This window comes from Peribacillus simplex, assembly GCF_001542915.1.
GTDB lineage: Bacteria > Bacillota > Bacilli > Bacillales > DSM-1321 > Peribacillus > Peribacillus simplex_B.
Genome location: NZ_LNNH01000040.1, coordinates 22,785 through 38,560, shown reverse-complemented (window position 1 = coordinate 38,560; position 15,776 = coordinate 22,785). Strand labels below are relative to the sequence as shown.

Here is a 15,776-nt window from a genome sequence, read left to right as displayed (position 1 = left end):
TCGGTGTGCGAGATGAATAGAACGGTAGTGAAGAAGGTGGAATGTGAAATTGTTTAAAGGTTTAGTCCAAAAGGAGTGGTTGGTGGGAATATCGACGCTGTTTCCAATGTTTCTTCTAAAACGGCAGGTCGGTCTATTGATTTTCATGCACTGCAGTGATTTGGAGTTTTTTCATGTTGAAACAAAAAAAGCTTGATGAGGTGAATGGTGTGTAGGAATATATAACTAGTGATATTATACTATCGTTTTTAAAATGAAGGGGTAAGGTGTGCGAATGAGAGAGCTGAGAAAAGGTGTAATTGGATTTGGGGTGTTCATTCTTCTCCTGACATGGGGTGTCGGTGCTGAGGTTCAAGGCTCTACCTTGAATGAAGGCGCAACTATTAAAGTAAATGCAATCAACAAAGGAGCATTAGCCAGCAGTAAGGACAAGAAGGTCTATAAGGCTGCATTGCCGGAGGCTGGAGTTGTGACGTTATCGATTAAGCGTAATGCCAAGGCTTCCTGGGAAGGTATCATCCAAAACGGTAAAGGATTCAACTATACATACATGTATACGAGCAGTCAAAATGGCAGTTCGGATTTCGAGGAGGTGCAAGTCGGGCTTCCGAAAGGGACGTATTATATCACGATTGGTGATAATGGGGGGGCTTCCAGGGTTCCGTTTCAATTTTCGGTAAAGTACACGAAGGATCACCATTTTGAAAAAGAGGCGAATGATACGGTAGCCGCAGCCAATGGCATTCACCTGAATGAGACATACAAAGGGGTGATCAGTACATCCGATGATCATGATGCATTCAAGTTCACCGTTCCGCAAAGCGGCAATGTGGTAATGTCAGTTAAAAAAAGAGCGGGGACGAATTGGCACGGTGTGATTCAGGATCGATCAGGTAAGAAGGTGGGTGAGATATATACGAGCGAAAAGCAGGCCGTCACCTCTTACTTGAAAAAGGGCAGCTATTCCTTAATCATGGACAACGCTGAAGAAACGATCGATGTTCCATACGCGTTCGCGATTTCTGATACCTCGCCTTCATTAAGGTCAGCCCTTATCGGAGTGTCCAATGAAGCGGGAAAGACGGATGTTATGAAGCTGAGCGGACTGAAAAAGGGAACCATCATCAAAGTGTATGACGTGAAGAGCAGAGGGAAAGTATTAGTGAAGGCGACAGCAACGGAAGCGTCATTGAAGGTAAAGGTGAAGCAGCTTGGGAAGAAAGCGGGGAATGTCTACGTTTCGGCCACACAGCCGCCATTGAGGGAAAGCGACCTTGTCGCTCGATCCTATCAAGGTGAAATCTCGCCTTCCTTGAAAAAAAGCCAGGTGAAGGTAACGAATGGTAAAGGAAAAGCCGACCTCGTTAAAGTGGGCAGCCTGTCTAAAGGGGATGTCATCAAGATTTACAGTGTCAATGGAGCCGTTTTGGCTAAGACCACCTCCAAAGGGAAACGGGCGAATGTGTCGATGAAGCAGCTTGGGAAAAAAGCAGGCAAGCTGTCTGTGTCGGTGACCAAGCATCGGCAAAGGGAAAGCGCCCGTGTGACAATAACGTTCGGTAAGGAAAAATGATTCAATGAATGATGGATGAAATACTGAGATTTTCATGGTTTGGACTTAGTCCGTTGTTTTCCATTCAGCTTAAAAAACGATTTCGCCTATGATGGATGATAGGGATTTTGTATAAGCAAGAAATGGCGCTTATATCCATACACAGGACTCCGGGAGAAAAATCCCGGAGTTTTTCCGTAAAAAGAAGGGCGCTTTTTAGAATGATGAATAGACTGGAAAAAGGGATGCTTCATATGATATTTCTGGGCGTTCGACGATTTACTGCAAAATGGGTGATTGGAAGAGTCCGTAATAGAAACAAGGCGCATATATATGCAGTACGGATATCACTAAAGTATAAATAACTATTGGAGGCTAAAGGAAAAATGGCAGAGACTGTTAGTTTACCGTACCTTGAAGCTTTAAAGGGAAAATTTGTGAGGGTATATAAAGGCGGCCCAGAATCTAGAGAAGGCAGGCTTGTAGAAGTCCGGAGTGATTACATCGTTCTTCATACGGAAGAAAATCAACTCGTATATTACGCCATCGAGCATTTGAAGATCGTCGTCGAAAATGCGAAGAAGGCGCTTGATTTATGTCCGATCAATGATGGGGAAATTGTATATCCGGGAACTTTTTTAGGGGCACTGGAAACATTAAGGGATAGCTGCATCCAAGTGAATGGCGGCGGTCCGACTTCAAAAGTTGGCCGGGTTGTCGATGTGAAAGAAGAATTCTTGGTTCTATCCACGGAGAAAGAAGGGTTGGTTTTATTCCCGATTTCCCATATCAAAAGTGTGACGGTCGTGGAATTTGCGTGCCGTGAGATCCCATCTCAAGACCTATATGACGGTATCGATTCACTTAATGGCATTCTTTCAAGATTGATCCACAACTGGGTATCCGTAAGTGCAGGCGGCCCTGAGCGGGTTGAGGGAATCCTGATTGAAGTGGCTGAAGCGTACATCGTTGTTGTGCATAATGAAGAATTATTTTATGTGACAACGGAACATATCCAATTCATCGCTTTATCGGTTAGGATAGTTGAAACATGTTGTGAAAGCTCAAGCAGTTCTTCTTGTGAGAGCTCATCAAGCAGCTCATCATGTGAGAGCTCATCCAGCAGCTCATCATGTGAAAGCTCATCAAGCAGCTCATCTTGTGAAAGCTCATCAAGCAGTATCGTTTTTGAGAGCTCATCCAGCAGCTCATCAGATGAAAGTTCATCCAGCAGTTCGTCAGAAGAGAGCTCATCCAGCAGCTCATCCAATGAGAGCTCAGGCAGAGGTCAGAGACGTGTCCGCTCAAATGCATTCAAGCAAATATGGCTTGAGAATTTGATTAAAGCAGCTAATCAAAACACCAAGTAAAAGGGAAGACCAAACAGGCACAGCAACCAAATGGAGTTGTTGTGCCTTCTTATTGCAATTGGACACGCTCTTTTTTGAGTTGTTTGATTTTCTGGAAACGAGCTCGGACTTCATCATCCTGCATACAGGAAAGCTCTAGGCGAAAGGGATGCTTGTTGAAATACTGCTCAAAAAATATGGTTTGTGGCTTCATGGGATTGATGAACAACTATCTCATCTGTTACTCATCTGTTTGTAAAACGATGTTCATCCTGAAGGAGCTATGAAGTGGTTTCGGTTTGTAATGACCATTCTGCTTATAAATATTGAGATCGCACATTGGGGGAAAAGGTGAAAAAGATTTCCAATCAAACGGTGGCGGCAGGCTTGTGGCTCCATCCGAAACATATTGGATTTTCAAGGGCGGTCAAAGGTAAGCTCATTGAAATGATGGCGGCCGAGGGGGAGGCGTTTTTGTCGATATGAGGTATGTATATGGCTTTCACTTTCCAATGAAAGAACTCCGGGTCTAAGACTGATCCGGAGTCATTTCTTTTTCTCGATATTTTCATAGACGGAGGCAAGGGCTTGTTCGAATTTCCCGCTCTTTTTCGGCTTGTAATATTTCTTGCTGCGCAGTTTGTTTGGCAAGTATTGCTGCTTCACCCAGCCATTTTCGTAGTCATGCGGATAAAGGTAACCGATGCCGCGACCGAGCTCAGCGGCCCCTTTGTAATGGGCATCCTTAAGGTGATCAGGTACATCTCCGCTATGACCGCTGCGGATGTCGGAAAGAGCCGAATCGATCGCGGTGATGGCCGTGTTCGATTTGGGTGAAAGGCATAGCTCGATCACCGAGTTGGCAAGCGGAATACGGGCTTCAGGAAACCCGAGCCGTTCTGCGGCTTCGACTGCCGCGAGGGCCCTGGGACCAGCCTGAGGATTGGCAAGACCGATGTCTTCGTAGGCTATGACAACCATTCGGCGGGCAATGCTGACAAGATCGCCGGCTTCGACCAAGCGCCCCAAATAATGTAGAGCTGCATTCACATCACTGCCGCGAATCGATTTTTGGAAAGCTGACAGGACGTCATAATGAGCATCTCCATCCTTATCATGTGAGAAGCTTTTTTTCTGCATGCACTCCTCGGCAATATGTACATCTATCTTGATCGTACCGGATTCATCAGGTTCGGTGGAAATGACGGCAAGCTCCAGAGCATTTAGCGCACTTCGCACATCTCCGTTCGAAGCAGTTGCGAAATGGGTAAGGGCTTCAAGGCCGACTTCCGTATTATATGCACCGAGCCCGCGCTCCTCATCATGAAGTGCCCGTTCCAAGGCTTTGATTAAATCAACGGTCTCCAACGATTTTAATTCGAAAATCTGACACCGGCTGCGGATTGCCGGATTGATGGCATGATAAGGGTTGCTCGTCGTTGCACCAATCAAGGTGATCATGCCGTTTTCCAGATAAGGCAAAAGGAAATCCTGTTTCGCCTTATCGAGCCGATGAACCTCATCCAGCAGCAGGATCACCTTGCCGGACATTTTTGCCTCGGCTACGACAATCTCCATATCTTTCTTGTTATTGGTCACGGCATTAAGCGTCCGGAAGGCAAACTTCGTACTCCCGGCAATCGCGCTTGCAATCGATGTCTTCCCAATTCCCGGAGGACCATACAGGATCATCGAGGAAAGCTGCTTGGCTTTAACCATTCTCGCGATTATTTTCCCTTCACCAACCAGATGCTCCTGCCCGATGATCTCATCAATCGATCGAGGCCGCATCCTGTAAGCCAACGGTTTAATATTCATTGCGCACCTCTCCTTTTTATATAAGGTATCACAAGTCATGGGTGAAATGCGCTGATTATGCTGTTCGTGACAGTAAAAATCATATTTAATCCTCCCATTACGAAGGCTGATTCGTCCCAAGTAGGAAAAAATCGACCATCCAGCGCGCTAATTCGTCCTTGCCAGAAATAAAACGGCCTTCCAGAAAAACTTAATTTGTCCTAGCTTTCTATAAGAGAATGTAATAGATAAACTCTGCCTTTGGTATGCCCGGAATGTTTCAGTTTCAATGAAGTTAGTAAATTTTTTGCGCTTGATGGAGAATGGAGTTGAAGGAAGTTTCGCAATTCGCTGTTGGTAATGGAAGGTTTTACGAGATATACATAATCTAAAAGTGCGGAAATATGAGCATCATGGGAAGTATCCAGACATGTACGGCAAATCCACTTTCCATGCCGCTCCATGGAATATGCCTGACACTTTTGACAGAAGACACCAGTTTGAAGGGCGGAGCTTGGTATTCCATACGTTTCTAAAGGTTTAGGAATAAAAGCAGTATGCCCATCAAGCCATACATTCGATAAACGTTTTATAGCTCTTCTTGAAAGGATCTCTTCGGTATGCTTATTATTTAATTCCGCAATTTGCTGAAGAATACGATCCTTGCGTATTACTTTTCCACTAATCTCTTTATTGGCCGCACGAATGATAGTTGAAGAATTGGCACTGACTACGAGGGTTTCAACTGGAAGGTTATTGATCTTTCTTGTTTTTAACCAGTCTAACAGGTGCTTGCGCTGCATGCTCACCTGCAATATTGGATCGTCAAAAGCTTCGGTTGTTCCATCTGGATTTATACGGATAAGTTGATTGAATGTGTTGTCAAAAAACATTTCACCAGCGATGTTTTTAACTTCAACGATCAAGAGGAAGAAGGGTGTGAGGATGAGGATGTCCATTTGGAACGGAAAAGGTGAACCGCTTAGTCGGAGGTCATGAAAGAGTAAATAGCCTTTTTGAGGAAGGGCTTTGAGTAAATTGAAGACTCTGTATTCGCCTTTGTAGCCTGCCCGGATTTTTTTGATGTCTTCGTTTATTGCTGGCTGCCTTTCATGCCCAGGAGGTAAACGCCTCATCAGGGATTCTAGCATGTTGATCTTTAAAGGCATTTTGCAATCTTTAATGATCATTGTAATCACTCCTTTTAGATTTAAGTAAAGTATTCTCCATTAATAAATGAGTTTCCTGTAATCTGGAGAAATAAATGAATCATAAAATCAAACTTCCCTTTAATCCGTCCGTTCAAGGGAAAAACCGACCCAGCGAGCGGGAAATTCGTCTGTCGTGATAATTGGTCCTTTCTCTTTTCCGACCTTTCCAATTAGGATAATTTGTAAAATTGGAGGTGGTTGAATGCATTTCTGGCGGGAATATGCTATAATTTCATAAGAATTTAGAAACGGATAAATAATTTGAGGTGTATTATATGAAGATATCTACAAAAGGTCGTTATGGTTTAACGATCATGATCGAGCTTGCGAAACATTATGGAGAAGGTCCGAAGAGTTTGAAATCGATTGCGCAGACGCATAATTTGTCCGAGCATTACTTGGAGCAGCTGATTGCGCCGCTTCGTAATGCGGGGTTGGTGAAGAGTGTGCGTGGTGCTTATGGCGGGTATGTCTTGTCTAAGGATCCTCAGGAGATTACTTCGGGTGATGTTATACGCGTATTGGAAGGGCCGATCACTCCGGTTGAAGGAATCGAGGAGGAAGAGCCGGTGAAGCGCCAGCTTTGGATTCGCATCAGGGATGCCGTGAAGGATGTATTGGATAATACGACGCTGATGGATTTGGCGAATTACAAGGATACGGGTGAAATCGATTCTTATATGTACTATATTTAAGTGATCAGCGATGCGCCTATTTTGTAGGCGCTTGCGTTTTTTTAATGGAGGGGACAAGAAAGTGGAGAGAATATATTTAGATCATGCGGCGACTTCACCGATGCATCCAAATGTAATCGATAGGATGATGACCGTCATGAGCCATGACTTTGGTAATCCTTCGAGCATTCATGCTTTCGGTCGGGAGGCGCGTCATGTTTTGGATGAGGCACGTTCAAGCATTGCCAAAAGCATCGGTGCCGGACGGAATGAAATCATTTTCACGAGCGGTGGAACAGAGGCGGATAATACGGCCATCCTTGGGGTTGCGAACGCCTATAAAGAAAAAGGGAAGCACATCATCACGACGGAAATTGAGCATCATGCGGTTTTGCATACTTGCCAATATCTTGAGAAGTCTGGCTTTGAACTCACTTATTTGCCTGTGAATGAAGCGGGGCTTATTTCCGTTGCCGATTTAAAGGCGGCTTTGCGCGAGGATACGATTTTGGTTTCGATCATGTTTGGCAACAATGAGGTCGGGTCGGTCCAGCCGATTGCCGAAATTGGGCAGCTGCTTAAAGGACATCCGGCCATTTATCATACGGATGCGGTTCAAGCATATGGTTTGATGTCCATTGACGTTCATGAGTTGGGCGTGGATTTACTGAGTGTATCAGCTCATAAGATTAACGGTCCGAAGGGAATCGGCTTTCTATATATCCGTGAAGGGTTGAAGCTGAGTCCGCATCTTTATGGCGGGGAGCAAGAACGCAAACGCCGGGCGGGCACGGAGAGTGTGCCGGCCATTGCTGGTTTTTCAGAAGCCGTGTTGATCGCACAAAATACGATGGAACGTAAGTCTGCGGAATACAGGCGCTTTAAAGACGTATTGCTTGCCGTCTTCGATGGGGCGGATGTACAATATGAAATTAACGGATCTAGCGAACATTCGCTGCCGCATGTGCTGAATGTAAGTTTTCCCGGCACGAATGTTGAATCGATGCTCGTCAACCTGGACTTGGCAGGTGTTGCGGTGTCAAGCGGTTCCGCTTGTACGGCAGGGTCCATCGAGCCCTCGCATGTACTTGTCGCAATGTTCGGCAAGGATTCAGAGCGGACGAAAAATTCGATTCGCTTCAGCTTCGGTTTGCACAACACGGAAGATGTTGTCAGGTCTGCGGCCGAAACGACCGTGAAAATCATTAACAGATTAGTGGGAAGGTAATCCTTCCTTTAAAATAAAAGAGGTGACAGGATGAATAAAGCACCACAGGATACCCGCGTCGTCGTAGGTATGTCAGGAGGCGTGGATTCCTCTGTGTCAGCCCTGCTGTTGAAGAATCAAGGCTATGATGTGGTCGGGATCTTCATGAAGAATTGGGATGATACGGATGAAAACGGAGTTTGTACGGCAACGGAGGATTACAATGACGTCATTGCCGTTTGTAATCAAATCGGCATCCCCTATTACGCAGTCAATTTCGAAAAGCAATATTGGGACAAAGTGTTCACTTATTTCTTGGATGAATATAAAGCGGGCCGTACCCCGAATCCGGATGTCATGTGCAATAAGGAAATCAAGTTCAAGGCATTTCTTGAGCATGCGGTAAGCCTTGGAGCGGACTATGTGGCCACAGGGCATTATGCGCAGGTCGAATATCGTGACGGAGAATACAAAATGCTTCGCGGTGTCGATAATAATAAAGATCAAACGTACTTCTTGAATCAGCTTACGCAAGAACAATTGCAAAAAGTCATGTTTCCACTCGGGCATATCGATAAAAAAGAAGTCCGTGAAATGGCGAAAGAAGCGGGGCTTGCAACGGCAACGAAAAAAGATTCGACTGGGATATGTTTCATCGGCGAACGCAATTTCAAGGAGTTTTTAGGCAATTACCTTCCTGCCCAACCAGGTGATATGGTCACGATGGACGGCAAGGTCATGGGCAAGCATGATGGGTTGATGTATTACACGATCGGTCAGCGTCACGGCCTTGGGATCGGCGGCAGCGGCGATCCTTGGTTTGTTGCGGGAAAAGACTTGAAGCGTAACGTTTTATATGTGTGCCAAGGCTTTGATAATGATGTGCTGTACTCCAATTCTCTTCTTGCCGTGAACGTCAGCTGGGTGGCTCAGCATATTCCTGCAGGGGAATTTACCTGTACGGCAAAATTCAGGTACCGTCAAGAGGATAGCGGTGTAAAAGTGAAGGTCTTGGAAAATGGTGATGTCGAGGTCATCTTTGACGAGCCTGTCCGTGCAATCACACCAGGACAAGCGGTCGTATTTTATGATGGTGAAGTATGCCTTGGCGGCGGTACGATCGATGAAGTATTTAAAAAAGGTGAAAAACTGACTTACGTAGGGTAAAATAAGCATGTCCCCAGCTGTGTTTGCGGTTGGGGACTTCTTTTGGATTGCGGGGGTGGCCCGCCTGAAATGGACCGCTGGCTTATGCTATACTTTTTATTATGAAAATGGAGTGTGAATGAATATGGATAAAAATCAACAAGGCATCGAATTTATGCAACAAGGAAAATACGAGGAAGCGGCGAAGGTCTTCAATGAGGCCATCGAGGAAAATCCGAATGAGCCTGTTGCCTATATAAACTTTGGAAATGTACTGACTGCAGTGGGTGAAACGGATAAAGCGGTCAAGTTTTACAAAAAGGCGATAGAGCTGGATGAAAACGCAGCTGCAGCATATTATTCATTAGGAAACTTATATTATGAAACCGATTCTAAATTAGTTGAGGCGAAGGACATGTTTGAGAAAGCAATTCGATTGGGATTGGATAACAGTGATGCATACTTCATGCTTGGATTGACTTTGATGGCATTGGAACAGCCTAAATTGGCCATGCCTTATTTACAGAGAACGGTGGAGCTGAGCCCGGAGGATGTTGATGCGAGATTCCAATATGCGCTATGCCTTGCGAATGCTGAACTGTATGATGAGTTGATCAATCAGCTGAATATAGTAGTGGAACAGGATCCAGGCCATGCCGATGCGTATTATAATTTGGGTGTCGCGTTTGCCGGATATAAGGAAGATGCGCAGGCGGCGATCGCTTACTTTGATAAGGCGCTGGAAGCACAGCCTGACCATATGCTGGCAGGGCACGGTAAAAAACTGATGGAAGAAATGAATGCCGAGTAAATAGAAGGCATATGCATGGAAAAGGTGGGGAGTAGCGTTGAGCCAGCAAGATTCGTTGGATTTGTTTGCAGAAGAGAAAATGTTCATGAAGGGTAGCCATTTGGTGACGATCTTTCATAATGAAGAAAATATGTACTCGGTTGTAAGAATTCGCGTGCATGAAACGAATCTGAGTTATGAAGAGAAGGAAGCAGTCGTAACCGGTTATTTTCCAAGGATGCATGAGGATGAGATTTATATTTTTTATGGGGCCTTGAAGGAACATCCGCGTTTTGGCCTTCAATTTCATGTTGAGCATTTTCGCAAGGATTTGCCTCAATCCAAGGAAGGCATCGTCAGTTATTTGTCCGGTGACCTGTTTAAAGGGATTGGGAAAAAAACAGCCGAAAGCATTGTTGATACGCTAGGGGAAAAGGCAATTTCCAAGATTCTGGCTCAGCCATCGTTACTTGATGATATTCCGAAGCTATCTGGTGAAAAAGCGAAAGGCCTCTATGATACGTTAGTTGAGCATCAAGGCCTGGAGCAGGTGATGATTGCCCTTAATCAATATGGCTTCGGTCCGCAGCTCTCGATGAAGATTTATCAAATGTATAAGCAGGATACGATTTCCATGGTCCAGGGCAATCCGTATAAGCTTGTGGAGGATATTGAAGGGATTGGTTTTGGTCGGGCGGATGAACTTGGGCATCAGCTTGGCATTTCCGGCAGCCACCCCGATCGGATCAAGGCTGCTTGCTTGTATACGCTGGAATCCCAGTGCCTTCAGGACGGAAATATCTACATCGAAGCCGAGCAGCTATTGGAAGCGGTAAAAAAGCTGCTGGAGGAAAATAAGCGGGATCGGATCGAGTTCACGAACATTTCCTCGGAAATAATCGAATTGACGGAAGACGGAAAAATCGTTGTCGAAGATCAACGGATTTATCCGCCATCCTTATTTTATTCCGAAAAGGGAATCGTGATGAACATCAAGCGGCTTCTCGACCAAACCGAGTATGAAGACCAATTTCCGGAATCGGAATTTTTGCTTGCGCTTGGCGAGCTGGAGGAGCGGCTTGGTGTCTCCTATGCTTCAGCCCAAAAGGAAGCGATTCAGACAGCCCTGCAATCACCCATGTTAATCTTGACGGGGGGGCCGGGTACCGGTAAGACGACGGTCATCAAGGGAATCGTCGAGCTTTATGCCGAGCTGCATGGGGTATCAATGGACTTGAATGATTATAAAAAAGAAGGAAGCGATCCATTCCCATTCGTCCTTGCGGCTCCCACTGGGCGTGCGGCGAAGCGTATGGCTGAATCGACCGGTCTTCCCGCCGTCACGATTCACCGTTTGCTGGGATGGAATGGGAGTGAAGGCTTTTCGCATGATGAGGATAATCAGCTGGACGGGCGGATCGTGATCATCGATGAGGTATCCATGGTGGATACGTGGCTCGCCCATCAATTATTCAAAGCTCTGCCGGAAAATGTCCAGGTGATATTGGTTGGCGATGAAGATCAACTGCCATCGGTCGGTCCTGGACAGGTTCTGAAGGACTTGCTTGCATCGAATTGTGTACCTACTGTCAGTCTTGAGCATATTTATCGTCAAGCGGATGGTTCTTCAATCATTGAATTGGCCCATGATATCAAAAAAGGAAGGCTGCCAGATGATGTGACGAAGCAGCAAGAAGATCGCTCGTTCATTCGCTGCCAGACGGGCCAAATCGCCCAGGTTATCGAGAAGGTGGTCGCAAATGCCCGGACGAAGGGCTTCACGGCCAAGGATATACAGGTGTTGGCACCCATGTACAGAGGACCTGCCGGCATCGATGCCTTGAATAAAATGCTTCAGGAAGTGTTCAATGGCAATATCGATGAAAAGCGGCGGGAAATCAAATTTGGCGATGTGATTTACAGGACGGGAGATAAGGTGCTGCAGCTGGTGAACCAGCCTGAGGAAGGGGTCTTTAACGGTGATATGGGAGAAATCGTATCGATATTGTTCGCTAAGGAAAATACCGATCATGTCGATAAAGTCATCATATCGTTCGAGGGGATCGAAGTGACCTACACGAAGCAGGATCTGAATCAGATTACACATGCGTATTGCTGCTCCATCCACAAGTCGCAGGGAAGTGAGTTTCCCATCGTCATTTTGCCAGTGGTGAAAAGCTATTATCGGATGCTCCGACGCAATTTATTGTATACCGCGATCACCCGCAGCAAGAATTTCCTGATTCTTTGCGGGGAAGAAGAAGCATTCCGTCTCGGGATCGAACGGAATGATGAAATGCGCCGGAAAACGACACTGCGTGAAAAGCTGCGCGAGGTTTTGAGCGAAGAGGATGCTCCGGTTGAAAAGGGCATGGTGCGTGAGCAGGAGGCAAGCTATCTGGATATCCTCAGGCATGCCGACCCGATGATGGGGATGGAGAATGTTACTCCTTATGATTTTATGTAACATGTTTTGTTCATCAAATTGCTGAATTTTGTTTTATGATCATAGTTTTGGTGGAATGACTATAAAATATAACTTGTATATGAAAGAGCAGGGGGGGATCAGATTGAAAAAAGGATGGATAATAGGGATAGTCGTTGTCGTTTTACTAGTGATATATGGGGCAACCTCATACAACGGCCTTGTCAGTGCCAATGAAGACGTCGACAATAAGTGGTCACAGGTGGATAATCAATTGAAGCGGAGAGCGGATTTGATTCCGAACCTCGTCGAAACGGTAAAGGGATATGCGAAGCACGAAACGGAAGCCATTAAAGCGGTGAGTGATGCCCGCTCCAAGCTGGCAGGTGCCAATTCCAAGGAAGGTGCGATCCAAGCCGATCAAGAGCTGAGCGGGGCTTTAAGCCGCCTTTTAGTTGTCGTCGAGAATTATCCGGATTTAAAGGCCAATGAGAACTTCAAGGGACTCATGGACAGCCTGGAGGGGACGGAGAATCGTCTGACGGTGGCCCGTAAAGACTATAATGATGAAGTCACCACTTATAATAAGACGATTAAACGCTTTCCGAAGAATTTGATGGCGGGCGCGTTCGGTTTCGAGACAAAGCCGTATTTTGAAGTGACCGATCAAGAAAAAGAAACGCCAAAGGTTGATTTCGGGAGCGATAAATAATGAAAAGACTCGCTGTGTTTGCGCTATTCTTCATTTTCACATTACAATTTGCAAACGTAGTCGCAGCACAACCGAACATCCCGAAACCAGTTGGGGATATCTATGTCCAGGATTTTGCCGGAGTGCTGGATGATCAGGAAAAATCGGAACTGATCGAACTTGGGAAACGCTTGGATGACGCTACGAAAGCACAGATTGCCGTATTGACCGTGGATTCGATGGAAGGATCCGAAATCGATGAGTACTCGGTCGACGCATTTAGATCATTCAAGCTTGGCGATGCCGAGCTGAACAACGGCGTCCTCATCGTGCTTGCCAAGGAAGAACAGAAAATCCGCATCGAAGTGGGGTACGGTCTGGAAGGGGCCATAACCGATATAAGAACGGGACAGATTTTGGATAATGTTGCCATTCCGGAGCTGAAAAAAGGGAATTATGATGCTGCACTGACTGAAACGTATAAGGCCGTCTATAACGATGTCACGAAAGAATATCAATTGGGCGAAGAGTTTCATCAAGATCTTTCCGTCCAGCCGGAGCCAGATACCTTTCAGCCATCCGGTTTACAGATAGTTCTCTTTATCATCGTCATCATCATCGTTTTCATCCTCGATGCCAAATTTTTTAAAGGATTTTTCCTTCAAACGCTCCTTAATATCCTCTTGATATTCATCAGCCGCGGAGGCGGTGGCGGAGGAGGCCGCGGCGGCGGCCCACGCGGAGGAGGCGGAGGGAGTTCCGGTGGCGGAGGCTCGAGCAGAGGGTGGTAAAATGAAATGACCGGGCCTAGCGACACCCCGAACAATTTGGGGTGCTTTTTTTTATGCCGTGGCATCAACGGTATGTGTAACAATCGACAATGGAAAACCTTTCAGCACATCTATTTTCATGATGAAAGAAATAATAAAAATGTTCGGAAAGGCGGGATGACCTTGCGGACGTTTTCTTTATTGAAAGGGATGCCGGTTTTTACGCTTAGAGGAGAACGTATCGGCACCGTCCATGATTTAACGATTTCAGAATCGGGTCAGGTAACCGGCATGGTCATTCATCAGCAAGCATTGTTCAAGAGGGCCTTCCACTTGCAATTGGCCGATATATCATCTTATGGACAAGACGGGATCGTCATCAAGCTCAACGATACAACCACGAGGAAAATGCCTGCGGATTCCATTTGCCTGACAAAGGACGAACTATTGGGGCGGATGCTTTTTTCGGAAATGGGTGAGGAGCTTGGTTTACTGCAGGATGTATATTTCAAGGAACAAATGGGCACGATTATAGCGTATGAAACAACGGATGGGTTTTTCTCGGAGTCGACAGTGATCCAATCAAAACAGCCGCCTACGTTTGGGAAGGATACCATCATTGTTTCAGTTAATGAACAGTGAGGTGTCCATTTTGGAAATTAAATGCCCGAATTGCCGCAGTAAAGATGTAGGGAAAATAGGCGTAAACCAATATTATTGTTGGAATTGTTTTATTGAGATGACCTTATCCGAAGGGATCATTAATACGCACCAGGTCGAGGAAGATGGAAGTTTAAGCTCATTGGACGATTTGTTTGAAGAAAATGACCGCCGCTTCAGTATGTGATAATCGGAAGAGGTGTTTGAAATGGCTAGACGTTCACGCAATAGTGTTATGAACTTCGGTTCGGACATGTTGAATTCAAAGAGGCTCAAACGGAGCATGAAGAAAATCCGTAAAAGATTAAAGTCAATATTATAACGTGTGGCTTTGGTGTCCTTTTCACAGGACACTCTTTTTTATGTATGAAAACCGGCTGCCTTTCGAAGAATAAACGAGCGGGAGGTGTTCGGAAGTGAGTATTCGTGTAAAATGGTTTTATCGCCTCGGGTTTTTATTGCTCTTATTCTTCGTCATATATATCTTCATGAAACTCCAACCCTTGTGGGGACCGGTTGTCACTGTATGCGTGACAGTCCTGATCCCTTTTTTGATCGGTGCGTTCATCAGTTACTTGCTGCATCCGGTAGTCGAATATTTAAATGAGAAAGGGATGCGCCGCTGGCTTTCGATTACGATCATCTATTTAGTATTTTTCGGGGGAATCGGCTTTGCCGTGTATAAAGGAATACCGGTGATTGTCAGTCAGGTACGGGAGCTTTCGGAAAGCGTGCCGGAATTGGTCGAACAATACCGGAGCCGGATCGACAAGCTCAATCATCAAACCGCAGCCTGGCCGTTCGGAATTCATGAAAGGGTGGAAGAAGGCATCCTTCTATTCGAGGGCTGGTTGAAGCGTATGCCTGAAAAAGCGATGGGTTATGCCGTGAAAATGATCGACTTCATCGTCCTGATTGCCTTGATTCCATTCATCGCCTTTTATATCCTGAAGGATTTCACCGCCTTGAAAAAAATGGCCTGGTATATGACCCCGAAAAAATGGCGCAAGCAGGGGCGGGCCTTCGTCCGTGATGTCGATGCATCGCTTGGCAGTTACATTCGAGGGCAAATCATCGTCTGTGCCGTGATCGGCTTGTTATCCTCGCTGCTTTTTTGGATCGTCGGAATGGATTATCCGCTGCTATTGGGCGCAATCATCGGGATAACGAACGTCATACCGTACTTCGGCCCGATCATCGGCGCCATTCCCGCCGTGATCATCGCTGCGACGATATCGGTGAAAATGGTGGTGATCATTGCGGTCATCGTACTCGTCCTTCAATTTCTCGAGGGAAATGTCCTGTCCCCGCTAATTGTCGGAAAAAGTCTGCATATGCATCCGCTTTTCATCATGCTGGCATTATTGGCCGGTGGCGAAATCGGCGGCATCACGGGGATGGTCCTGTCCATTCCGATTCTGGCTGTGCTGAAAGTTTTTGTATTGCACGCGCGCGTTCACTTTAGAAAGAAGCCGCCGCTTATTGACAAATAAAAGTCTTGTGA

15 protein-coding genes are annotated in these 15,776 nt (G+C 46.0%); 13 read left to right on the top strand and 2 right to left on the bottom strand.

The features are described 5' to 3' along the window. Positions 1–274 precede the first annotated feature (274 nt). The 3 genes from AS888_RS18740 to AS888_RS26920 all read left to right on the top strand — a co-directional run bounded on the left by AS888_RS18740 (position 275) and on the right by AS888_RS26920 (position 3,387). Positions 275–1,573 carry a hypothetical protein gene (locus AS888_RS18740; protein WP_061143668.1) on the top strand — a complete coding sequence of 433 codons (1,299 nt, stop codon included), beginning with the start codon at positions 275–277 and terminating at the stop codon, positions 1,571–1,573. A gap of 365 nt (positions 1,574–1,938) precedes the next feature. Continuing rightward, positions 1,939–2,922, top strand: coding sequence for a hypothetical protein (locus AS888_RS25915; RefSeq protein WP_061143666.1), 984 nt, complete (start codon positions 1,939–1,941; stop codon positions 2,920–2,922). Between the two features lie 330 nt (positions 2,923–3,252). Next, positions 3,253–3,387, top strand: coding sequence for a hypothetical protein (locus AS888_RS26920; RefSeq protein ID WP_260320305.1), 135 nt, complete (start codon positions 3,253–3,255; stop codon positions 3,385–3,387). 60 nt (positions 3,388–3,447) lie between these two features. Here AS888_RS26920 and AS888_RS18725 read toward each other — a convergent pair whose 3' ends face one another. After that, positions 3,448–4,719, bottom strand: coding sequence for a replication-associated recombination protein A (locus AS888_RS18725; protein WP_061143665.1), 1,272 nt, complete (start codon positions 4,717–4,719; stop codon positions 3,448–3,450). A gap of 200 nt (positions 4,720–4,919) precedes the next feature. After that, positions 4,920–5,888, bottom strand: a complete 969-nt coding sequence (locus tag AS888_RS18720) for a nuclease-related domain-containing protein (RefSeq protein WP_061143664.1) — start codon at positions 5,886–5,888, stop codon at positions 4,920–4,922. 296 nt (positions 5,889–6,184) lie between these two features. On the opposite strand from AS888_RS18720, the gene cymR reads away from it, so the two are divergent. The 10 genes from cymR to AS888_RS18670 all read left to right on the top strand — a co-directional run bounded on the left by cymR (position 6,185) and on the right by AS888_RS18670 (position 15,765). Further along, a complete protein-coding gene (cymR, locus tag AS888_RS18715; protein WP_057911634.1) occupies positions 6,185–6,604 on the top strand; it encodes a cysteine metabolism transcriptional regulator CymR in 420 nt (139 codons plus the stop codon). A gap of 61 nt (positions 6,605–6,665) precedes the next feature. Then, on the top strand, positions 6,666–7,811 hold the full coding sequence (locus tag AS888_RS18710) for a cysteine desulfurase family protein (protein ID WP_061143663.1): 1,146 nt from the start codon (positions 6,666–6,668) through the stop codon (positions 7,809–7,811). A gap of 30 nt (positions 7,812–7,841) precedes the next feature. Then, positions 7,842–8,957 carry a tRNA 2-thiouridine(34) synthase MnmA gene (gene mnmA / locus AS888_RS18705; protein WP_061143662.1) on the top strand — a complete coding sequence of 372 codons (1,116 nt, stop codon included), beginning with the start codon at positions 7,842–7,844 and terminating at the stop codon, positions 8,955–8,957. Between the two features lie 124 nt (positions 8,958–9,081). Continuing rightward, complete coding sequence (locus AS888_RS18700) at positions 9,082–9,747, top strand: tetratricopeptide repeat protein (RefSeq protein WP_061143729.1); 666 nt, start codon at positions 9,082–9,084, stop codon at positions 9,745–9,747. Positions 9,748–9,784: 37 nt separating this feature from the next. Continuing rightward, on the top strand, positions 9,785–12,193 hold the full coding sequence (gene recD2 / locus AS888_RS18695; RefSeq protein WP_061143661.1) for an SF1B family DNA helicase RecD2: 2,409 nt from the start codon (positions 9,785–9,787) through the stop codon (positions 12,191–12,193). Between the two features lie 79 nt (positions 12,194–12,272). Next, positions 12,273–12,863, top strand: a complete 591-nt coding sequence (locus AS888_RS18690; RefSeq protein ID WP_061143660.1) for a LemA family protein — start codon at positions 12,273–12,275, stop codon at positions 12,861–12,863. Then, positions 12,863–13,633, top strand: a complete 771-nt coding sequence (locus AS888_RS18685; protein WP_061143659.1) for a TPM domain-containing protein — start codon at positions 12,863–12,865, stop codon at positions 13,631–13,633. Before AS888_RS18690 ends, AS888_RS18685 begins: the two co-directional genes overlap by 1 nt. Positions 13,634–13,789: 156 nt before the next feature. Continuing rightward, positions 13,790–14,254 carry a PRC-barrel domain-containing protein gene (locus tag AS888_RS18680; protein WP_221408617.1) on the top strand — a complete coding sequence of 155 codons (465 nt, stop codon included), beginning with the start codon at positions 13,790–13,792 and terminating at the stop codon, positions 14,252–14,254. Next, a complete protein-coding gene (locus AS888_RS18675) occupies positions 14,244–14,459 on the top strand; it encodes a hypothetical protein (protein ID WP_061143657.1) in 216 nt (71 codons plus the stop codon). The genes AS888_RS18680 and AS888_RS18675 overlap by 11 nt, the downstream gene beginning before the upstream one ends. A 229-nt stretch (positions 14,460–14,688) precedes the next feature. Next, on the top strand, positions 14,689–15,765 hold the full coding sequence (locus AS888_RS18670) for an AI-2E family transporter (RefSeq protein ID WP_061143656.1): 1,077 nt from the start codon (positions 14,689–14,691) through the stop codon (positions 15,763–15,765). Positions 15,766–15,776: the final 11 nt, after the last annotated feature.

What these genes read in the sequence shown, in the direction of transcription:
- AS888_RS25915 (WP_061143666.1), top strand. Translation starts at nt 1,939, where the DNA reads ATGGCAGAGACTGTTAGTTTACCGTACCTTGAAGCTTTAAAGGGAAAA.
- AS888_RS18700 (WP_061143729.1), top strand. Translation starts at nt 9,082, where the DNA reads ATGGATAAAAATCAACAAGGCATCGAATTTATGCAACAAGGAAAATAC.
- mnmA (WP_061143662.1), top strand. Translation starts at nt 7,842, where the DNA reads ATGAATAAAGCACCACAGGATACCCGCGTCGTCGTAGGTATGTCAGGA.
- AS888_RS18720 (WP_061143664.1), bottom strand. Translation starts at nt 5,888, where the DNA reads ATGATCATTAAAGATTGCAAAATGCCTTTAAAGATCAACATGCTAGAA.
- AS888_RS18675 (WP_061143657.1), top strand. Translation starts at nt 14,244, where the DNA reads ATGAACAGTGAGGTGTCCATTTTGGAAATTAAATGCCCGAATTGCCGC.
- AS888_RS18740 (WP_061143668.1), top strand. Translation starts at nt 275, where the DNA reads ATGAGAGAGCTGAGAAAAGGTGTAATTGGATTTGGGGTGTTCATTCTT.
- cymR (WP_057911634.1), top strand. Translation starts at nt 6,185, where the DNA reads ATGAAGATATCTACAAAAGGTCGTTATGGTTTAACGATCATGATCGAG.
- AS888_RS18685 (WP_061143659.1), top strand. Translation starts at nt 12,863, where the DNA reads ATGAAAAGACTCGCTGTGTTTGCGCTATTCTTCATTTTCACATTACAA.
- AS888_RS18690 (WP_061143660.1), top strand. Translation starts at nt 12,273, where the DNA reads ATGAAAGAGCAGGGGGGGATCAGATTGAAAAAAGGATGGATAATAGGG.
- AS888_RS18680 (WP_221408617.1), top strand. Translation starts at nt 13,790, where the DNA reads ATGACCTTGCGGACGTTTTCTTTATTGAAAGGGATGCCGGTTTTTACG.
- AS888_RS18725 (WP_061143665.1), bottom strand. Translation starts at nt 4,719, where the DNA reads ATGAATATTAAACCGTTGGCTTACAGGATGCGGCCTCGATCGATTGAT.